General features: G+C 69.0%; 14 protein-coding genes. 1 reads left to right on the forward strand and 13 read right to left on the reverse strand.

The window, feature by feature from the left end; genetic code table 11:
- Positions 1-4 precede the first annotated feature (4 nt).
- Entirely contained in the window at positions 5-1,075 is a 1,071-nt protein-coding gene (locus UC32_RS15730) for a quercetin 2,3-dioxygenase (protein ID WP_045732129.1), read from the forward strand.
- A 64-nt stretch (positions 1,076-1,139) separates the two neighbouring features.
- Here UC32_RS15730 and UC32_RS15735 read toward each other — a convergent pair whose 3' ends face one another.
- The 13 genes from UC32_RS15735 to UC32_RS15795 all read right to left on the reverse strand — a co-directional run bounded on the left by UC32_RS15735 (position 1,140) and on the right by UC32_RS15795 (position 16,710).
- Positions 1,140-2,375 carry a DUF3500 domain-containing protein gene (locus UC32_RS15735; protein WP_045732130.1) on the reverse strand — a complete coding sequence of 412 codons (1,236 nt, stop codon included), beginning with the start codon at positions 2,373-2,375 and terminating at the stop codon, positions 1,140-1,142.
- On the reverse strand, positions 2,353-4,206 hold the full coding sequence (locus tag UC32_RS15740) for an FAD-dependent monooxygenase (protein ID WP_045732131.1): 1,854 nt from the start codon (positions 4,204-4,206) through the stop codon (positions 2,353-2,355). The genes UC32_RS15735 and UC32_RS15740 overlap by 23 nt, the downstream gene beginning before the upstream one ends.
- A complete protein-coding gene (locus tag UC32_RS15745; protein WP_045732132.1) occupies positions 4,206-5,096 on the reverse strand; it encodes a fumarylacetoacetate hydrolase family protein in 891 nt (296 codons plus the stop codon). Before UC32_RS15745 ends, UC32_RS15740 begins: the two co-directional genes overlap by 1 nt.
- Positions 5,097-5,154: 58 nt before the next feature.
- Positions 5,155-6,117: an alpha/beta hydrolase gene (locus tag UC32_RS15750; protein WP_082072176.1), complete on the reverse strand. Its 963-nt coding sequence runs from the start codon at positions 6,115-6,117 to the stop codon at positions 5,155-5,157.
- 77 nt (positions 6,118-6,194) lie between these two features.
- The gene (locus UC32_RS15755) at positions 6,195-7,166 is read right to left on the reverse strand and encodes an NAD-dependent epimerase/dehydratase family protein (RefSeq protein ID WP_045732133.1); all 972 of its coding nucleotides are present in this window, start codon (positions 7,164-7,166) and stop codon (positions 6,195-6,197) included.
- Positions 7,163-9,853 (reverse strand): alpha/beta fold hydrolase, encoded by a 2,691-nt coding sequence (locus UC32_RS15760; protein WP_045732134.1) that lies wholly within the window; start codon positions 9,851-9,853, stop codon positions 7,163-7,165. Before UC32_RS15760 ends, UC32_RS15755 begins: the two co-directional genes overlap by 4 nt.
- Positions 9,847-10,869: a 3-oxoacyl-ACP synthase III gene (locus UC32_RS15765; protein ID WP_045732135.1), complete on the reverse strand. Its 1,023-nt coding sequence runs from the start codon at positions 10,867-10,869 to the stop codon at positions 9,847-9,849. Before UC32_RS15765 ends, UC32_RS15760 begins: the two co-directional genes overlap by 7 nt.
- A gap of 101 nt (positions 10,870-10,970) precedes the next feature.
- Positions 10,971-11,975 carry a bile acid:sodium symporter family protein gene (locus UC32_RS15770; RefSeq protein ID WP_045732136.1) on the reverse strand — a complete coding sequence of 335 codons (1,005 nt, stop codon included), beginning with the start codon at positions 11,973-11,975 and terminating at the stop codon, positions 10,971-10,973.
- A gap of 93 nt (positions 11,976-12,068) precedes the next feature.
- Positions 12,069-13,055 (reverse strand): sugar kinase, encoded by a 987-nt coding sequence (locus tag UC32_RS15775; protein ID WP_045732137.1) that lies wholly within the window; start codon positions 13,053-13,055, stop codon positions 12,069-12,071.
- Positions 13,052-13,732 (reverse strand): bifunctional 4-hydroxy-2-oxoglutarate aldolase/2-dehydro-3-deoxy-phosphogluconate aldolase, encoded by a 681-nt coding sequence (locus UC32_RS15780; protein WP_235423687.1) that lies wholly within the window; start codon positions 13,730-13,732, stop codon positions 13,052-13,054. Before UC32_RS15780 ends, UC32_RS15775 begins: the two co-directional genes overlap by 4 nt.
- Before the next feature lie 5 nt (positions 13,733-13,737).
- Positions 13,738-14,886 (reverse strand): galactonate dehydratase, encoded by a 1,149-nt coding sequence (gene dgoD, locus UC32_RS15785; protein ID WP_045732139.1) that lies wholly within the window; start codon positions 14,884-14,886, stop codon positions 13,738-13,740.
- 7 nt (positions 14,887-14,893) lie between these two features.
- Positions 14,894-15,775, reverse strand: coding sequence for a carbohydrate ABC transporter permease (locus UC32_RS15790; RefSeq protein WP_045732140.1), 882 nt, complete (start codon positions 15,773-15,775; stop codon positions 14,894-14,896).
- Positions 15,772-16,710 (reverse strand): carbohydrate ABC transporter permease, encoded by a 939-nt coding sequence (locus tag UC32_RS15795; protein WP_045732141.1) that lies wholly within the window; start codon positions 16,708-16,710, stop codon positions 15,772-15,774. Before UC32_RS15795 ends, UC32_RS15790 begins: the two co-directional genes overlap by 4 nt.
- Positions 16,711-16,777 lie beyond the last annotated feature (67 nt).

Below are 16,777 nucleotides of genomic sequence, written 5' to 3' on the forward strand. Positions count from 1 at the left end.
ACCGATGTCCCTCAGCGTGGAGGAAATGAACAAGCAGCTGCCCGTGGCCAATGCGCTGCCGGGCGAGGCCGTCCCGTACTACATGGCCTCGGGCGAGGGCGCCCGGTATGAGATCAACGGGCAGCTGGTCACAGTCATCGCCCGGGCTGCGGACACGGGCGGCATCTTCAGCGCCGCCTACATTTCCGGCGGCATGGGCGCCGAGTCGCCGTTCGTCAGCCACAGCATCGAGCACAAGACCCTCTACGTTTTCGACGGGATCCTGCACGTATGGCTGCCGGGTGAAAGCCGCATCTTGACTCCCGGCGACTCCGTGGTCATCCCGCCGAACACGCCGCACGCCTATCGCATGGCCAGCCACTACACCCGCTTCCTGAACTGGATGACGCCCGGCGGCGGCGAGGCCTACTACGAGCGGGTGGGCACGCCCATCGATTCGCACGTCCCGCCGGTCCGTCCCGGCCACAAGGCAAGCCTGCAGGAGCAGGCAGAGGTGGGTGCCGAGTTCGGGATCACCTTCCCGGACGTGGAGCGCGTGGCGCCGTCGTTCAAGCACGACGCCGGGCTGCCGCCCACGCAGAGCCCCTACTTCCTCAGCGCCGGCGAGGGTGAGCGGCTGGTCAGTTACCAGACGATGTTCACCTACCTGTCCCGCCCCGCCAATACCGGATCGAACTACTTTGCCGTGCACACGAAAGGCGCCAAGTCGCCTTACATCCCCCTGCACTTCCACTCGGAACATACAGAGAACTTCCTGTGCACCGAGGGGCGCATGTGGCTCTACGCCAACGGGCGCGAGGTACTGCTGACCAAGGGCGATTTCCTGCACGCCCCCGCCGGCACCGTCCACTCTTTTGCGTTCGACGCCCACAACACCCAGATGGTGGGCTTCCTGACGCCGTCGGTGTTCAACGGGTTCTTCGAATACTTCAACAAACCCACCGAGGACTACATGTACACCGAGGGCGGCCAGCCCTACATGGACATGGAAGGCTTTGGCCGGGCCCAGGCGGAGATGGACCTTACCGTCGTCGGGCCCCCGCCGCAGCGCCGCGCAGCCCTGGACATCCCGTAGACATGACGAAGGCCCGGACTTCCGAAAGGAAATCCGGGCCTTCTGCTTTGGCGGCGAAGTTCGGTCAGGTGGTGGCTTGTTTGACCAGTTCGCGGCCGTAGTCGTTGCCGTTGGGGGTGCGGACCACGGTGTGCATGTGGAACGGGGCCGGTTCATCATTGCTGAGGAACACCCCGGTGTGGTGGTCCAGTTCCAGCACCACCACCGGGCTCTGGAGGCGGAAGTAAAACGCCTCGTCCCCCGCCCAGCCGCCGATCCAGCTGAAGTACGTCTCGCCGTACTGCTCCTGGACCTCCCGACGGCGGGCCGCCCGGGGTCCGTCCGGAAGGTAGCCGATGAAGTCGTCCACCACGGCGTCCAGGAGTTCGCGGGCTTCCGCCGGCATGTCCGCCACCAGGATGCCCTCGTACGGGATCTCGCGGTTGTCCTGGAAGCAGCCGCCCAAATGCCGCTCGTCGCCCGGGTGGACGCGTCCTTCGGGCATCGCCGGGTCAACCATGGAGCCGTAGGACACGGTACGTGGGCGCAGGTCCGCCGGCAGGGCACCCATCAGCTCCCGGGCCAGCGCGATGCGTTCCTTGAACACCTTCACGCCCCGGTGCGGGCCGGCGTCGATCATATCCGGCTCGGCCCCCATGAACACCGGTGAGATCACCAGCTGCGTCCCGGCCACTAAGCAATTCAGTGCCGCATGGTGGCCAAAGAGCTGCCACCCCCACGGCTCGGTCTCTGAAGGCTCCCCGTACAGGGCGAAGTTGTAGCTGAACTCGTTCATGAGCAGCGGCAGCTCCACCAGGTCGCCCAGGAAGCCGTTGATCCGCATCAGGTTCCGGACCAGCTCAAACCCTTCGGCGCTGAGGCTGGCCTCCACCACACCCAGGACGGCGTCGCGCACCGGGGCATCGAGCTCGTCCAGGCGCAGCCCGGTGTCATGCTGCATGAACTCGGGGTTGGCCCAGCTCTGCCACTCCGGCGCGTCCACGGCGTAGGTGAGCGTCCCAGCCTGTTCCGGCGTGAGGGTGCCCAGGAGCTTGCGCGCGGCGGCCACCATATCCGTCGTCGGCGCTTCCTCCCCGGGCCGGGCGGGTGCGAGCCGAAACAGGCCTTCACGCCGGACGCCGTCGCTGGTGATACCGGTGAACGGCTGCGGATACAGCTTCTGCCAGCCCTCGATCATCGGGCCCGCGAAGGAGTCGGTCTTCGCGGCCGCGGCATATTCGCGGGCGTTCAGGCCGCGGATCCCCGCTACGCGCGGGTGGTCCGGGGCAAACAGATAGTCACGGAATGACGGCGTTGGCACGGGCGCTCCTCGCTGGAAATTCTGGTGCTGGAAATTCTGGGATTTCTGTGACCCGGACGTGTACTGGCCCGGTGGCTGCGGCTTCCTGTGGCACACGGGAAAGCCGGCCCGCGGCAACGGACAGCGCGGCCGCGGCGGCTGCGGCGGACTTGCCCCGCCATGCCACATGCTGGTCGGGCCGGACCAGTACGGCTTCGGCTCCCCAGGCCTCTGACAGGCGCGTGCCGTCGTCGGCGGGCCCGACGGCGGCGATGGTTACCGGAATGCCCTGCCGGGCTGCGGCTTCCCGTACCGGCGCGAAAGCTTCGTCAACGGGCACCCCGCCCAGGCAGCCGGCGTCGGCCAGCAGCGTGAAACCGGCCCCCAGGGCGTCGTACACGGACAAGGACTCCGCCAGCCACGCGTGCGGCAGCAGTGACCCCGGGCTGGCGGACGGGACGTAGTGGATGGGGTCCTCCGGCGTCACAGGCAGGCCGTCGGGCACTACCAGGGGCGAGCCCGTGTACGCATAACCCAGCACCAGCCCCAGCGAATCGAACTCACTCTGCTTCACGGCCAGGGCCTCGCGGGCGATGCGCCGCGCGGCGTCACCGGCAGGCCCGGTCGCCGCAAGCTCCGGATCCGCGAAGTGGTACGCCAGCGCCTTGCCGTTCCGGGCGGCGTCGCCGATGGTGCGGTCCGCCACCGGCCGGCGCTCCTGGCCGTAGCTGGCCAACAGCGCAGGGCCGCCCCACCCGTTGAGGGTTCCGGCCAGCTTCCAGGCCAGGTTGGCGGCATCGCCAATGCAGGTGTTGAAGCCGTGGCCGCCCCACGGCGGGTTGAGGTGCGCGGCGTCGCCCACCAGGAAAATGTTGTCCCGGCTGTACACGGGGGCCAGCAGCATGCGAGCGGTCCACGGATCAGTGGCCAGCACCTCGATGTCCATCCCGGCGCCCACGAGCGCACGGACCATGGCGCCCGCGTCCTCCGTGCTGACGGTGACGGCAGGGTCCACGCCCTGCACGATGGCCCACCAGGTCCCGTCCAGGTCCATGGGTCCCACCATGCCGGACGTTTCCGAGCCCACCACCCAGTACTGCACGGCCGGGTCCAGCGTGATGGCCGGAGCCAGCGACCTGGAGCGGAACAGGATGCTGATGTTGGACAGCGCCGCGGAACCGCCCTCCAGGCGGATCCCCAGGCTGCGGCGGACTGCGGAGGACCCGCCATCGGCACCAATAACGTATTCGGCCGCGATGGTGCGCGACGTGCCCGAGGCATCCGCGATGACGACGACGGCACCCTGGGCAGCGGTACCCTCACCGGCGCCCGCAACCACCCCAGCGATGTCAACCTGCGTGACGGTCCAGCCGGCAATGAGCGTCACCAGCGGATTCTCCGCGACGGCGGCCCGGAGGACTTCCTCAAGGACCGGCTGCGGCACCTGCTGCCCGCCTTCGGGCTGCGGGCCGTAGCGGCCTGGGACCAGCTGGAAGGCGTTGCGGAACCGGCGGAGTTCGTGAGCGGCCGGGCCGGTGAGACCGGTGCAGAAGATGACGTCCTGGGCGTAGTCCACCGGCAACGGTGAAGCCTCCCGGAGGGCGCCGGCGAGCCCCAGCCTGCGCAGGTGGGTCATGGTGCGGGCGTTGGTGGTCTTGGCCCGGGGCCGGGTGTGGTCCACGCCGGTGCGCGGTTCGATGACGGTGCTGGCGATGCCGCGGGAGGCCAGGTCCAGGGCCAGGAACAGCCCGCTGGGACCGCCGCCGGCGATCAGGACCTGGGCCATCTCCGGGATGTCCGCCGCCTCCGTGACGGGAAAAGTGCGGGGCAACCCGCGTGGACGGGCACTCATCAGGCACGGCTCCGCAGGGAAATGTCACCCACGGGGGTGGTCAGGGTGCCCAGCTTCTCGATCTCCACCTGAACGGTGTCGCCGGGCTGCAGCAGCCACTGCGGGGTGCGGGCGTAGCCCACGCCTTCCGGGGTGCCGGTGGCGATGACGTCGCCCGGGTGCAGCGTGAAGGTCTGGCTGATCAGCGAGATGATGGCCGGCACGGAGAAGATCATGTCCCGGGTGTTGCCGTTCTGGGCTTCGATGCCGTTGACCAGGGTCCGGACCTGGAGTCCGTCGCGGAGGTCGCCCACCTCGTCGCGGCTGACCAGGGGACCGAGCGGGCCGCTGAAGTCCCCGTTCTTGCCCAGGGTCCACTGCGAGGTCAGCTTCTGGGCCTTCCGGGAGGTGATGTCGTTGAAGGTGGAGTAGCCAAAGACGGCCTCCGCTGCCGTGGCCTCGTCCGCGGACTCAACCCGGCGGCCGATGTAGGCGGCCACTTCGGCTTCCCAGTCCAGGCCGTCCTCTCCGGCCGGGACGGGAACCGGGACGTTGCCCACGGACAGGGACGCCGTCCAGCGGGCGAACAGGGTGGGGTACGGGGGCAGTTCCTGGTCCTTGAAGCTTCCTTCGGCCACATGCGCCTTGTAGTTCAGGCCCACGCAGATCACCCTGGCCGCGGCGGGGACGAGGGGCACCTCGGCGACGCTCCCCCGCTCCAGCCAGGCGCCGGCGTCGGACGCGCCCGAGGACGCTCCGGCAGGCACGCCAGACACCAGCGTGGCTGCCTTGTCCTGCCAGCCTTCGGGGTCGGCCCAGAAGTCGGTGACGGTGGCCAGCGGAAGGACGCGCTGTCCGGCGAGGGCTGCCGCCCAGGGTTCGCCGTTGTGGTTGATGCCAATGAACTGCATGAGGTGGCCTTTCAGGTCTGGCGGCCGGGCAGGAGGGCTGCCCGGGGGTGGTGGGAAATCAGCGCTCCGACTGGCGGCGGAGGAAATCGAGGGTTGCTGCGGTGGCCGTTTCGGCAGCGGCGCTGCTGCCGTCCGGGGTGGCCCACATATGGTCCGCACCGTCCAGCAGGAGGAGTTCGACGGCGGCGCCCGCGTTTTCCAGCGCCCGGGCAAGGGCGGCGGACTGGGCGGAGGGGACGAACCGGTCGGCCGTTCCGTGGATGAGGAGGAACGGCGGGGCACCCGCGTGCGCGTAGGTGAGGGGGCTGGCGGCCCTGGCCTGGTCCGGGGCCTCAGCCGGCTGGGCTCCGATGAGCAGGGCTTCGCGGGAACCGGGGTCGTCGGCGCTGGCAACGGCGTCGGGCCTGGCCTGGGCTCCCATTCGCACCAGGTCGGTGGGCGGATACCAGGCGACCACTGCGGCCACGCTGTCAGCGGTGCCGGTGCCGCCGTCGTCCGTAAACGCGGCTGAGGCGGCGGTCAGGCCAACCAGGCTGGCGAGGTGGCCGCCCGCGGAATCGCCCCACGCGTAGATGCGCCCGGGGTCCACGTTGTAGCGGGCGGCGTGGGCCCGCAGCCAGCGGACCGCAGCCTTGGCGTCGTGCAGCTGGGCGGGAAATATGGCGGTGTCCGTGAGCCGGTAGTCCGCGGAAGCCACAACAAAACCGGCGTCCACCAGCTGTTCAATAGGACTGAGCCCGAAGCCGTCCACGGTGGGCCCCAGCGAGGAACGCTCCCCCATCCGCCAGCCGCCGCCGTGGAAGTGGACCACGGCAGGGTGCGGGCCGCCGGCGCGCCGGGCGGAATCCGCCGAGGGGAGGTAGAGGTCCAGCAGCAGCGGCGCTCCGCCATCGGGGCGGGCGAACTCGATCCCCCGAAGGATCCGCCCCGCCGTCGTCGTTGACTCCATGTGTACCGCGCCGTTCTGTCCCGTGATGATCCCGTGGTGACTGCCTGACAAGCCCGCTGCGGGCTGTGTCATGAATCAACTCTGGGGTATCGGGACGCTGCACGGCGCGGCCGGTTTCACTGAATGAAAAGGCTTGCCGGGCGTGCGCCTTACCGCGGCCGGTAGTGGTCGGCCAGCTTGGCCAGGCCTTCGTCCAGCGACACAGCTGGGGTCCAGTCCAGGAGCTCCCGGGTGCGGCGCTGGTCGAACCAGTGGGCAGTGGACAGCTGCTCGGCGAGGAACCTGGTCATGGGCGGCTCTTCCTTCCGCCCGGCCCACAGCCACAGCTTTTCCACCACGGCCCCAACACCCCGGGCCACGGCTCCGGGAACGGCCCACGCCGGCGCCGCAACGCCACCGGCGGTGCAGATGCCGGCGAGAAGTTCACCCACCGGGCGGGGCTCACCGTTGCTGACCACCACCGCCTGGCCGTGGACGTGGTCCATGCGTCCCAGCGCGGCCACCATGGCGGACGCCGCGTTGTCCACGTAGGTGGTATCGATCAGGGCCGCCCCGGCGTCCAGCAAGGGCAGGCGGCCGACGGCGGCACGCGCCAGGACGCGCTCCACCAGTTGCGTGTCGCCCGGGCCCCAGACGATGTGCGGGCGCACGGCGGCCACCCGGAATCCCGGGGAGTCTGCGGCCAGGGCCAGCAGTTCGGCGGCTCCCTTGGTGCGGGCGTAGTCGCCGTGGGCGTGCTCAGGGTCTGCCGGGCCTGCTCCCAGCCCCACGATGGCGGCGCCGGAGTTCGCCACTGACGGGGACGAGACGAACACGAAGTCCGGGACACCTGCCTCCAGGGCGGCGGCCAGAAGCCGGCGGGTGCCCTCGATGTTTACCTCATCGAACTCCGCTGCGCTTCCCGTGAAGGAGACCTTTGCCGCCAGGTGGATAACGCCGTCCTGGTCCCGGACGGCATCCTTCAGTACCTCAACATCGGTGATGGACCCGCAGAGGTCCGTAGCGCCGTCGACCCCCGACGGGCGCCGCTGCAGCGTGGTGACGGCGTGGCCCTCACGGACCAGCAGCCGCGCGACAGCTCCGCCCAGCATGCCGCTGGCGCCGGTGACCAGGACCCTCATGGTTTCCCCGGACGGCCGCCGGCCAGCACGCGCGTTGCCCAGCGCGAAAGCCGCGTCCTGTCGATCTTGGCGTTATGCCGGATGTCGGTGGGCTGCGCGGGAACAGCCAGCACCGCGGAAATTTCGACGCCGGCCGTGCGGGCTGCTGTGCGGACGCTTGCGGCGAGTGCGGGTTCGGCCGGTCCCGCAGTGCGCGTTGGAGGCAAGGTTTCGACGACGGCCACCACTGCCTGCGTACCGGACGGCCCCACGCCGGTAACGGCTGCCAGCCGGACACCGTCCAGAAGTTCGATGGCCTGCTCGGCACCTACCGGGGTTACTGCGGCGCCGGGTGCCGTCACCACGTGGGCGAGGCGGCCTTCCACCCAGAGCCGGCCGGCGGCGTCGAAGTGCCCCACATCCCCGGTGCGGTGCCAGCCGGGCAGTGCGGCGCTCTCCCGCTGGGTCAGCCAGAGTCTGTCGTACGAGTCCTTGACGTGCGGGGCGCTGACCAGGATTTCACCGGTCACGCCGGCATCCGTCACCGGGGTGGTTCCGGACGCGGTGCCGTCCGCCGCAAGCGGGATGATGGCCAGGCGTGCCCCGTGGACGGGTTTGCCCACGCACACGCCGTTGCCGCCGCCCCGGAGGTTTCCGGCCGCTGTTTCGGCGTCGGCTTCCCTGATCTGTTCCAGGCTGATGTCCGTCACCGGCAGGGCTTCGGTCATGCCGTAGGGGGTGTGCAGCGAAGCCGCAGGAACCAGTTGCTGGACCTCTGCCAGGAGCGGTTCGGGGACGGGGGCTCCGGCAGAGAGCAGCAGCTCTACCCGTGCCAGCGCCTTGAGTCCCGTTTCATCGAGGTCTTCGCGGGTGTCGACGACGTTGCGCAGCGCCGCCGGTGAGGCAAACACCACTGTCGCATCGATGGCTTTGGCAGCGTCAGCCAGCGCGCGGGCCGTCAGGGTGCGGGGCGCCGTGACGTCCATGGCCGGTGTGACGGAGACGGCGCCCAGGGCCGGGCCAAGCAGGGCGAAGGGCGCGAAGCCGGCTACCAGCTTCGAACCGGCGCGGATCCCGAAGGTGCCGGCCACGGTGTCCCGCATCGCGGCCAGCTGCCGGTGTGTGTAGAGCACGCCCTTGGCCGGCCCGGTGGAGCCCGAGGTGAACAGCACGGCGGCGGGAGCGTCCGGATCCAAGGCGTCGGTACGCTCCGCGGCCGGGCGTCGGGCGCCGGAGCGGCCCAGTTCCGCGAGGGAGGTTTCGGCGCCGAGGAGCCGACGGCGGGCGGCCGGGAGGGTGCCCACGCTGATCCGGCGGCCGGGCCAGCCCAGGGCGGCGGCTGCCGCCAGGGCCTTGTCGATGCCGATGATGAAGTCCGGGGTGGCGCCTTTCACGGCGCGGCTCAGGCCCTTGGTTCCCAGCCCGGCGTCGGCAACCACCACCACGGCGCCCAGTCGCAGGCAGGCGTAGAGGGCCACCGTGAGGTCGACCCCGGGCGGCACCATGAGGCTGACCCTGCTGCCGCGCTGCACTCCGGATTCCGCGAGCCCGGCAGCGACGTCCAGGATTCTTTGGTCAAGCTGCTGCCAGCTGAGCGTCCGGGCTGCCGTACCGTCCGGAGCCATCTCCACGACGGCGGAACCCGTGCCGGCGGGCCCGGCGGCCTGTTCGTCGAGCAGGTCCCAAAGGGGCCGGAACGCGGCGGCCTCCAGCCCGGCGGGGTTGGCTGCGGTGCCCGCAGAATCAGTGGGGGCACCCACAACAGTGGCAGGACCCGCACCCGCCCGGGCCGCAAGCCACTCAAACACCGGTGTGGCAATGTCCCGGTCCTCCGCCACAAGGTGTCCGGCGCCTTCGAAGCGGTGCACCTTGGCGTGCGGAAGCCTGCCGATCAGGTCCTTGAGGTAGCGGTCCGAAAAGATCGGATCACGCGGGCCCCACAGCATCAGGGCCGGGACTGTCAGCCCGCGGAGCCCTTCCGCCACGCCGGCCAGCGCCGCAAAGCTGGGGTGGAATTCGTCCACCGGGATGTCGGCCACGAAGTTTCCCACGCCGGAACGCCGGCCGGCACTCCGGTAGGGGGCCATGTAGGCGGCGCGGATGTCAGCGGCAAGCGGCGGGTGGGCCAGCGAATGGGTTACCCGCAGGAAGGCGTCGGAAGTTACCGTTCCCCACTGGTGGACCGCAGGGTGCAGGGCCAGCCGGAGCGCGGGCGGAATTTTGCATGTGGACGGCTGGTGGACGGCCGTGTTGGTCAGGACCACCCCGGCGAGCTGGTCCTGGTGGGCCAGCGCCCAGCCCAGGCTGATGACGCCGCCCCAGTCGTGTCCCACGGTGACCACGGGACCGTCAAGGCCCAGCGCTGCGGTGAGGTCGCCCAGGTCGTTGATGCGGTCGGCGAGGCGCCGGAACGTGCCGGTGCGTTCCGAAAAGCCCATGTCCAGCTGGTCCACCGCCACCACGCGCCACGGATGCGCGGGATCGGACCCGGCCGCCAGCAGCGTTCGCCACAGATAGGACCAGGTGGGGTTGCCGTGCACGCACAGCAGGGTGCCGGCGGGTGTCAGCCCAAGGGCCTCGAGCTGGGGGCCGTTATCCAGGATGTGCCAGTTGCGGACCGCTCCGGGCTGGTCCGCTCCCGAGGTGGAGGGAACTGCCAGTTCGCGGGACCACTGCGGGTCCACGCCGGGCCAGGCGGCGGCTACCAAACGATTTCAATCATCGCGGTGTTCAGGCCCGAGCCCACGCCCATGCAGAGGACGCGGTCCCCCGCTTCGAGGGACTGGGATTCGGCGGCAAGGGTCATGGGCAGCGAAGCCGGCCCCACGTTGCCCCAGTGCGGGAAAGTGATGGGAACCTTGGCCGGGTCCAGGTCGATGGCATCGATGATGGCCTGGGTGTAGGCGTTGCTCACCTGGTGGGTGACGTACCGGTCCATGGTGGCCCAGTCCCACTCGGGCTGCGCCTCGTGCCAGGCGTCCACCACAAGCTGCAGGCCGCCGTCGAGCAGTCCCTTGGTGTCGGTGGCCATGCCGTCGATGCCGCCCACGCACAGTTCGTGGTGTTCGGTACCGGCGCGCATCACCCCGCCCACCAGCCGGTGCGCGCCGGGGTGTCCGTCTGCCGGGCCGAGGACCGCCGCGGCAGCGCCGGATCCCAGGGTCAGCGTGGCGAACTCGCGGTTGAAGTCCTCGCGGGTGGTTTCGGGCCGCTGCAGCCGGGCGAGCGTCGCTTCCTGCGTGGCTTCGGCGTCCTCGGCGTTGACGATCACGGCGTACTTGATCTGGCCGGAGTCAATCATGTTGGCCGCGAGCGTCAGGCCGTTGACGAACCCGAGGCACGCGTTGGCGAGGTCGAAGTTCATGGCCGACGACGGCAGGCCCAGTCCGTGGTGGATCTTCACCGCAACGGACGGCTCCAGGTTGCGCCGGGTCACCGAGGTGTTGATCAGCAGGCCAACCTCGGACGCTTCGACGCCGGCCTCGGCAAGGGCCTTGGCTCCTGCCTCGATGGCGGCGTCGTCAAACGACGTGCCGGCCGCCCACCAGCGGCGGTGCGTGATCCCGGCGACGCGTTCCAGGAGCCGGGGCGGGAATTTCAGCCGCTGCAGTGTCGATGCCAGCCGGCGGTCGAAGTCAACGGAGCTCACGATCCTTGGAGCTTCGACGCTGCTCACCGAGAGCAGCGCGGTGTTGGTGTGACGGAAGGTTGCATTACCTACCAATTCAAGCCCCTGTTCGTTTCTGTCCTGCGGTGTCTATTACCCACCGGCGCAGGAGCTTAACTATGCAGGCAAGTACCCCGTCGTGCACATTTATTCCCGGGTCACTGCGGTGCCGGGGTGTCCTTGAGGGGGCGGCGGGCCAGCCAAGCTGCCACTATGGCGCCTGAAATATTGTGCCACAGCGAGAAAACGGCGGACGGCAGCGCGGCCAGCGGGCTGAAGTGTGCCGTGGCCAAAGTGGCGGCCAGTCCGGAGTTCTGCATGCCGACTTCAAAGGCAAGGGCGCGGCGTGCCTTGTCATCCAGGCGGCCCAGTTTTCCGGCGAGGTAGCCCAGTCCCAGGCCGAATCCGTTGTGCAGGACCACCGCCAGGAACACGATGCCACCGGCGGCAACGATCTTGCTGGCGCTGCCGGCCACCACGATGGCCACAATGAGGGAGATCACGACGGCGGATGCCCACGGCAGTGCCGGCAGCACCTTGTCCACGAGCTTCTTGAGGAACAGCCGGGCCAGCAGCCCGGCGATGACCGGGAGGAGGACGGTGTTAAGGATGTCCACAACCATGCCGCCGGCATCGATGTTCAGGTAGGAGCCGGCCAGGAACAGGACGAGCAGCGGGGTGACGATGGGGGCGATCAGTGTGGACACTGAGGCCACCGCCACGGAGAGGGCAACATCACCCTTGGCGAGGAAGGCCATGGCATTGGACGCGGTGCCGGACGGGGCGCAGCCCACCAGGATCAGGCCCACGGCCAGCTCGGGCTCCAGGTTCAGTGCATTGGCGATCAGCCACCCGGCGCCGGGCATGATCACGTAGTGCGCCACGATGCCGAGCGCCACGGCCCAAGGGCGCTTTGCCACGGCAGCGAAGTCTGGCGGGGTCAGCGTGAGGCCCATGCAGAACATGATGATGCCCAGCAGGTAGGGCACGGCGCTTCCCATGGGCTTGAAGGTCCCTGGGAACAGGTACCCGGCGATGCCTGCGGCCACCACGAGCAGCGGAAAGACCGTCACGGCGACGCGGGCGATCCTGCTTTCCGCTGCCAATGCCGGGTTAAGGGGCTCGCCCTCGGGGGATTTCTGCGATTTGGTTGCCTCAAGCATCCAATCATGGTGTCACCGGCTGGTAGGGTTCCGCCAATTGATGACCGCCGCCTGTCATGGCAGCGGTGTCTGCTGCCCCTACTTTGACCGGGCCTACCGCTGGGTGGCACCTCCCGCCGTGGCTTCAAGCAGGGCCAGTTCGCTGGCGTGGGGCAAGCCCTCCCAGTCGCCGGCGGTGCTGACGGCGAACGCTCCGGCCAAGGTCCCCTGGCGCAGGCGGGCCGCCACGTCGCCGCCGTCGAGCAGGGCAGACAGGTACCCCGCGGTAAAGGCGTCCCCGGCACCCACGGTATCGACGGCCGTCACGGGAACCGCTGCGGCCTCCCTTAGGCCGCCCGCCGTGTGGACGCCGGCACCGGCGGCGCCGCGTTTGACCACCACTTCCCTGATGCCCAGGTCCAGTAGCTGCGCTGCCATGTCGGGTTCGGCGGTGGTTCCCGCGGCGGAAGGCGCCGGAAGCGCTAAGTCCAGTTCGTCGTCGGACGCGACCAGGATGGTGGCGTGGCGGGCCAGTGGCGCCAGGACGGCACGCGCCTGGTCCCGGGTCCACAGCTTGCTGCGGTAGTTCACGTCCAGCGAGACCACCAGCCCCTCCCGGGCGCCCCGCGTCGCCGCATGTTCCATCGCCTGGCGGGCGTCGGGGCTGAGAGCGGGGGTGATGCCGGTCAGGTGCAGGACCCGGGCTCCGGCGTCGAGCGCTTCGTCCACCTGGTCCCGGGAGATGGTGGATCCCGCCGAGCCGGCACGGTAGTAGAAGGCACGGCTGACATCCGCGGTCCGGTGCTCAAGGAACATCACGCCGGTATTGCGGTCCGGATGTACCCGGTGGTGCAGGCGGACCCCCTCGCCGCGGAGCCGCTTGAGGATGAATTCGCCATGGGGATCGGCGCCCACCACCCCGGCCCATGCCGCCCGGTGGCCAAGGCGGGAGACGCCGATGGCAACGTTGGATTCCGCTCCCGCCACGTGCATGTCGAGGCTGCCGCCGGAGGCCAGCGGGCCGGAGGACCGCAGCGACACCATGGACTCACCGAACGTCAGCAGGTCAACGGGAGGGGGGTTGGCGCCGGCGGCCGTCATGGACGGTTCCCGGCCGTCGCGTCGAATTCGGCGGCCAGGCTGAGGAAGGCACGCGCGCGCTCCCGCATGCCGTCGAGGTCTCCCCCGGAGGCCGCGTTCCCGAACAGCGGCCCGCCCAGGCCCACGGCAATTGCGCCGGCGTCCCAGTAGCCCGTTGCCTCACCGAGCCCCACTCCCCCGACGGCGATGAAGGGTATGTCCGGGAAGGGATCCCGGACGGCTTTGAGGTAGCCGGGGCCGCCGATGGAGGCGGGAAAGAGCTTGACGGCGGTGGCCCCGCGCTCCATCGCCCCGTAGGCCTCGGTGGGCGTCAGGGCGCCGGCCAGGACCGGAATGCCAGCGTTGGCGGCTTCACTGATGGAGGGCGCCAGCGACGGCGTGACGATGAACTGGCCACCCGCGCCGGCGACGTTCCCGACGTCGGCCTGGCTGAGGACGGTGCCTGCCCCGACGAAGCAGTTGGCCGGGGCAGCCGAGCGGACTTCGCGGATTGCTGCCAGCGCGTCCGGTGTGGTGAGGGCTATCTCCACGTACTGGAACCCTTCCTCCATCGCCGCGAGGGCGGCGCGGGCGGCAGCACCGCCGTCGTTCCCCCTGACGATTGCCACGAGCCGTGTCCGCCGGATGCCGTCCAGCAGGCTGTCCGTAGAGATTCCGGATGGTGATTCTGGGGCCACGTGGTTCACCATTCTGCGAAGGAGCCGTCGGGGTGGCGCCAGACCGGCCCGCGCCAGGCATGGCCGCGCTTGTCTGCTGCCCGGACCACGGCTTCGTCCACTTCGATGCCCAGGCCGGGTCCGGTCAGCCGCTCGATGTGGCCGTTGACGAACTGGAACGGCGTCTTGTCCACCACGTAGTCCAGGACCTCGGCCCCGCGGTTGTAGTGGATGCCGATGCTCTGTTCCTGGATCAGGAAATTCGGCGTCGCAAAGCCCACCTGGAGGCAGGCGGCCAGCGCCAGCGGCCCGAGAGGGCAGTGCGGGGCGAGCTGGACGTCGAAGATTTCGGCGAGCGAGGCGATCTTCCGGACCTCCGTGATCCCGCCGGCGTGCGAGAGGTCCGGCTGGGCAACGGCGATGCCGGACTGGAGTGCCGGCAGGAACTCCTGCCGGCTGTACAGCCGTTCCCCGGTGGATACCGGCGTGGTGGTGGCAGCCGTGAACTCCCTCAGCAGGTGCGTGTTCTCCGGAACCACAGGTTCTTCCAGGAAGAGCGGCCGGTACGGTTCCAGCAGCGGCGCCACGCGGCGGGCGTTGGCGAGGCTGAAGCGTCCATGGAAGTCCACGGCAACGTCCCGGCGCTCGCCCAGCACTTCCCGGGCGGCCGCCACGCGCTTCACGACGCCGTCAATTTCTGCCACCGACGCCACCGGGCTCATCCGGCCGCTGGCATTCATCTTGACGGCGGTGAGGCCCACCTCCAGCTGGGCGCTGATCTGGTCCGCCACCTCGTTGGGCTCGTCCCCGCCCACCCAGCCGTACATGCGGATCCTGTCGCGGACGTGGCCGCCCAGGAGCTGGTGGACCGGGGCGTTGAAATGCTTGCCGGCGATGTCCCACAGCGCCTGGTCCAGCCCGGACACCGCGCTGGCCAGGATGGGGCCGCCGCGGTAGAAGGAGCCCTTGGTCATCACCTGCCAATGGTCCTCGATGCGCAGGGCGTCGTTGCCGATGAGGAGTTCGGAGAGCTGGTCCACGGCGGTGCGCACCGTTTCGCTGCGGCCCTCGCAAGTGGCCTCGCCCCATCCGACGATGCCGCTGTCGGTCTCGATCCGGACGAAGAGCCACCGCGGGGCGACGAGGAAGGTTTCGATCCTGCTGATGAGTGTCATGCGGCCCTTAGCCCTTGGTTGCGCCGGCGGTCAGGCCGGAGACGATGTACTTCTGCGTGAAGAGCGCAATGATCATGATGGGGATGGTGACCACCGTGGCGGCCGCCATCAGCCCGCCCCAGTCGATGCTGGCGTAGGACACGAAGTCGAAGATGGCCACCGGCAGTGTCTTCGTCTTCGCGCCGGAAAGCACCAGGGCGAACATGAAGTTGTTCCACGAGAAGATGAAGGACAGGATGCCCGCGGTGGCGATGCCTGCCACGGACAACGGCAGCGTGATCCTGCGGAACGCGCCGATGGGCGTCAGCCCGTCCACCTGGGCGGATTCTTCGAGCTCCAGCGGGAGGGAATCGAAGTAGCTCATCATGATGTACACGATCAGCGGCAGGGCGACGAACATGTGGCTGAGGATCAGCACCTCGAACTTTCCCACCATCCGCAGGTTGGAGAAGACGTAGTACCAGGGCACCAGGAGCGATACACCGGGAATGACGCGGGCCATGAGGACCACCAGCGCGGAGCGGTGCATGGTAAACCGGCTCATGGCGTAGGCCGCCGGGACGCCCAGCACGATGGACAGCGCCGTGGACACGAACGCCACCCAGAAGCTGTTGAAGATGAACACGAAGTAGTTGTTGCGTTGCAGCACGTTCGCGTAGTTCTCCATGGTGGGAGAGAACACGAGCGCCTTGCCGGTGTCGTAGATGTCCACGTTGGTCTTCAGGGACGCCAGCAGCATCCAGGCCAGCGGCGCCAGCAGGAACAGCACCACCACCACGAGCGCGGCCACCCGGAACACCTTGTAGGCGCGGGTGCCCAGCGGCTTCCGCCGGCGGTGCGTTGGCGCCGTCACGGTGGCGGCACCCGGGGTTTCATTGAGCACGGTCATTTGCTTACCGCCTTCTTGCGCATGGTCAGCAGCCACATGGTGCCGATGATGATCATGAAGAACAGGATCAGCACCGCGGAGGAAACCCCGTACTGGTTGTAGTCGAAGCTCAGGCCGTAGGCGTAGACGTTGAGCGTCTCCACCTCGTGGAAGGAGCCACCGCCTTTGCCCTTGGTGGCGTAGAGGATGTCGAAGGTCTTCAGGGCGTCGATGCCGCGCAGCAGGATGGCCACGATGACGGTGGGCATCATGAGCGGCAGCGTGATGTAGAAGAAGCGCTGGAAGGCGTTGGCCCCGTCCACGCGGGCGGCCTCGTCCGGCTCATCGGACAGGGAGGTGAGTCCGGCCAGCAGGATCAGCACCACCATGGGGGTCCACTGCCAGATGTCCATGAAGATGGTGGTGCCCAGGGCCGTGTCCTGGCCGGAGAGCCAGGGCTGCGCGGGGATGCCCACCATGCCCAGGAGCTGGTTGGCGAAGCCGATGTTGGGGTCGAAGATCAGCCGCCACATCATGCCGACCGCCACCGGGGTGGCAACCAGGGGAAGCAGGATGGCCACCCGGACCCACTTCTCACCGCGGAAGGGACGCCACAGGAGCAGTGCTACACCCATGCCGAGGACCACTTCGAAGAACAGGGCGACGCCGGTAAAGGCCAGTGTGCGGCCCACGGCCGGCCAGAACCGGTCCGTGTCCGTCAGGACGTCGATGTAGTTCTGGAATCCAATGAACTCGGTCGCTGCCCGGACGGAACCTTGGGAATCGGTGAGGCTCAGGTACAGGGTCCAGGCCAGCGGAAAAACGATGAGGATGCCGACAAAGAGCATCGCAGGAGCCGCGAAAAGCCATTTGCGGTGGGCATTGGCCCAGTCCGAGAACTTGTCCCGGGGACCGCTGGCACGGCCCGGACGGGCCGCGCTGCGGGGAGGAGTCATGACAGACATGGTTCACCTAAGGAGTCGGTGGGTGAAGGGTGGCCCGGCGGGACGGCAGGCTTCTGCC

The organism is Pseudarthrobacter chlorophenolicus (assembly GCF_000962805.1).
GTDB classification, from domain to species: Bacteria; Actinomycetota; Actinomycetes; order Actinomycetales; family Micrococcaceae; genus Arthrobacter; species Arthrobacter chlorophenolicus_A.

Bases quoted from the DNA above. Each gene is read 5' to 3' on its own strand.
- UC32_RS15755 (WP_045732133.1), bottom strand. From the start codon at position 7,166: ATGAGGGTCCTGGTCACCGGCGCCAGCGGCATGCTGGGCGGAGCTGTC.
- UC32_RS15730 (WP_045732129.1), top strand. From the start codon at position 5: ATGTCCCTCAGCGTGGAGGAAATGAACAAGCAGCTGCCCGTGGCCAAT.
- UC32_RS15740 (WP_045732131.1), bottom strand. From the start codon at position 4,206: ATGAGTGCCCGTCCACGCGGGTTGCCCCGCACTTTTCCCGTCACGGAG.
- UC32_RS15775 (WP_045732137.1), bottom strand. From the start codon at position 13,055: ATGACGGCCGCCGGCGCCAACCCCCCTCCCGTTGACCTGCTGACGTTC.
- UC32_RS15795 (WP_045732141.1), bottom strand. From the start codon at position 16,710: ATGACTCCTCCCCGCAGCGCGGCCCGTCCGGGCCGTGCCAGCGGTCCC.
- UC32_RS15745 (WP_045732132.1), bottom strand. From the start codon at position 5,096: ATGCAGTTCATTGGCATCAACCACAACGGCGAACCCTGGGCGGCAGCC.
- dgoD (WP_045732139.1), bottom strand. From the start codon at position 14,886: ATGACACTCATCAGCAGGATCGAAACCTTCCTCGTCGCCCCGCGGTGG.
- UC32_RS15790 (WP_045732140.1), bottom strand. From the start codon at position 15,775: ATGACCGTGCTCAATGAAACCCCGGGTGCCGCCACCGTGACGGCGCCA.
- UC32_RS15770 (WP_045732136.1), bottom strand. From the start codon at position 11,975: ATGCTTGAGGCAACCAAATCGCAGAAATCCCCCGAGGGCGAGCCCCTT.
- UC32_RS15750 (WP_082072176.1), bottom strand. From the start codon at position 6,117: ATGACACAGCCCGCAGCGGGCTTGTCAGGCAGTCACCACGGGATCATC.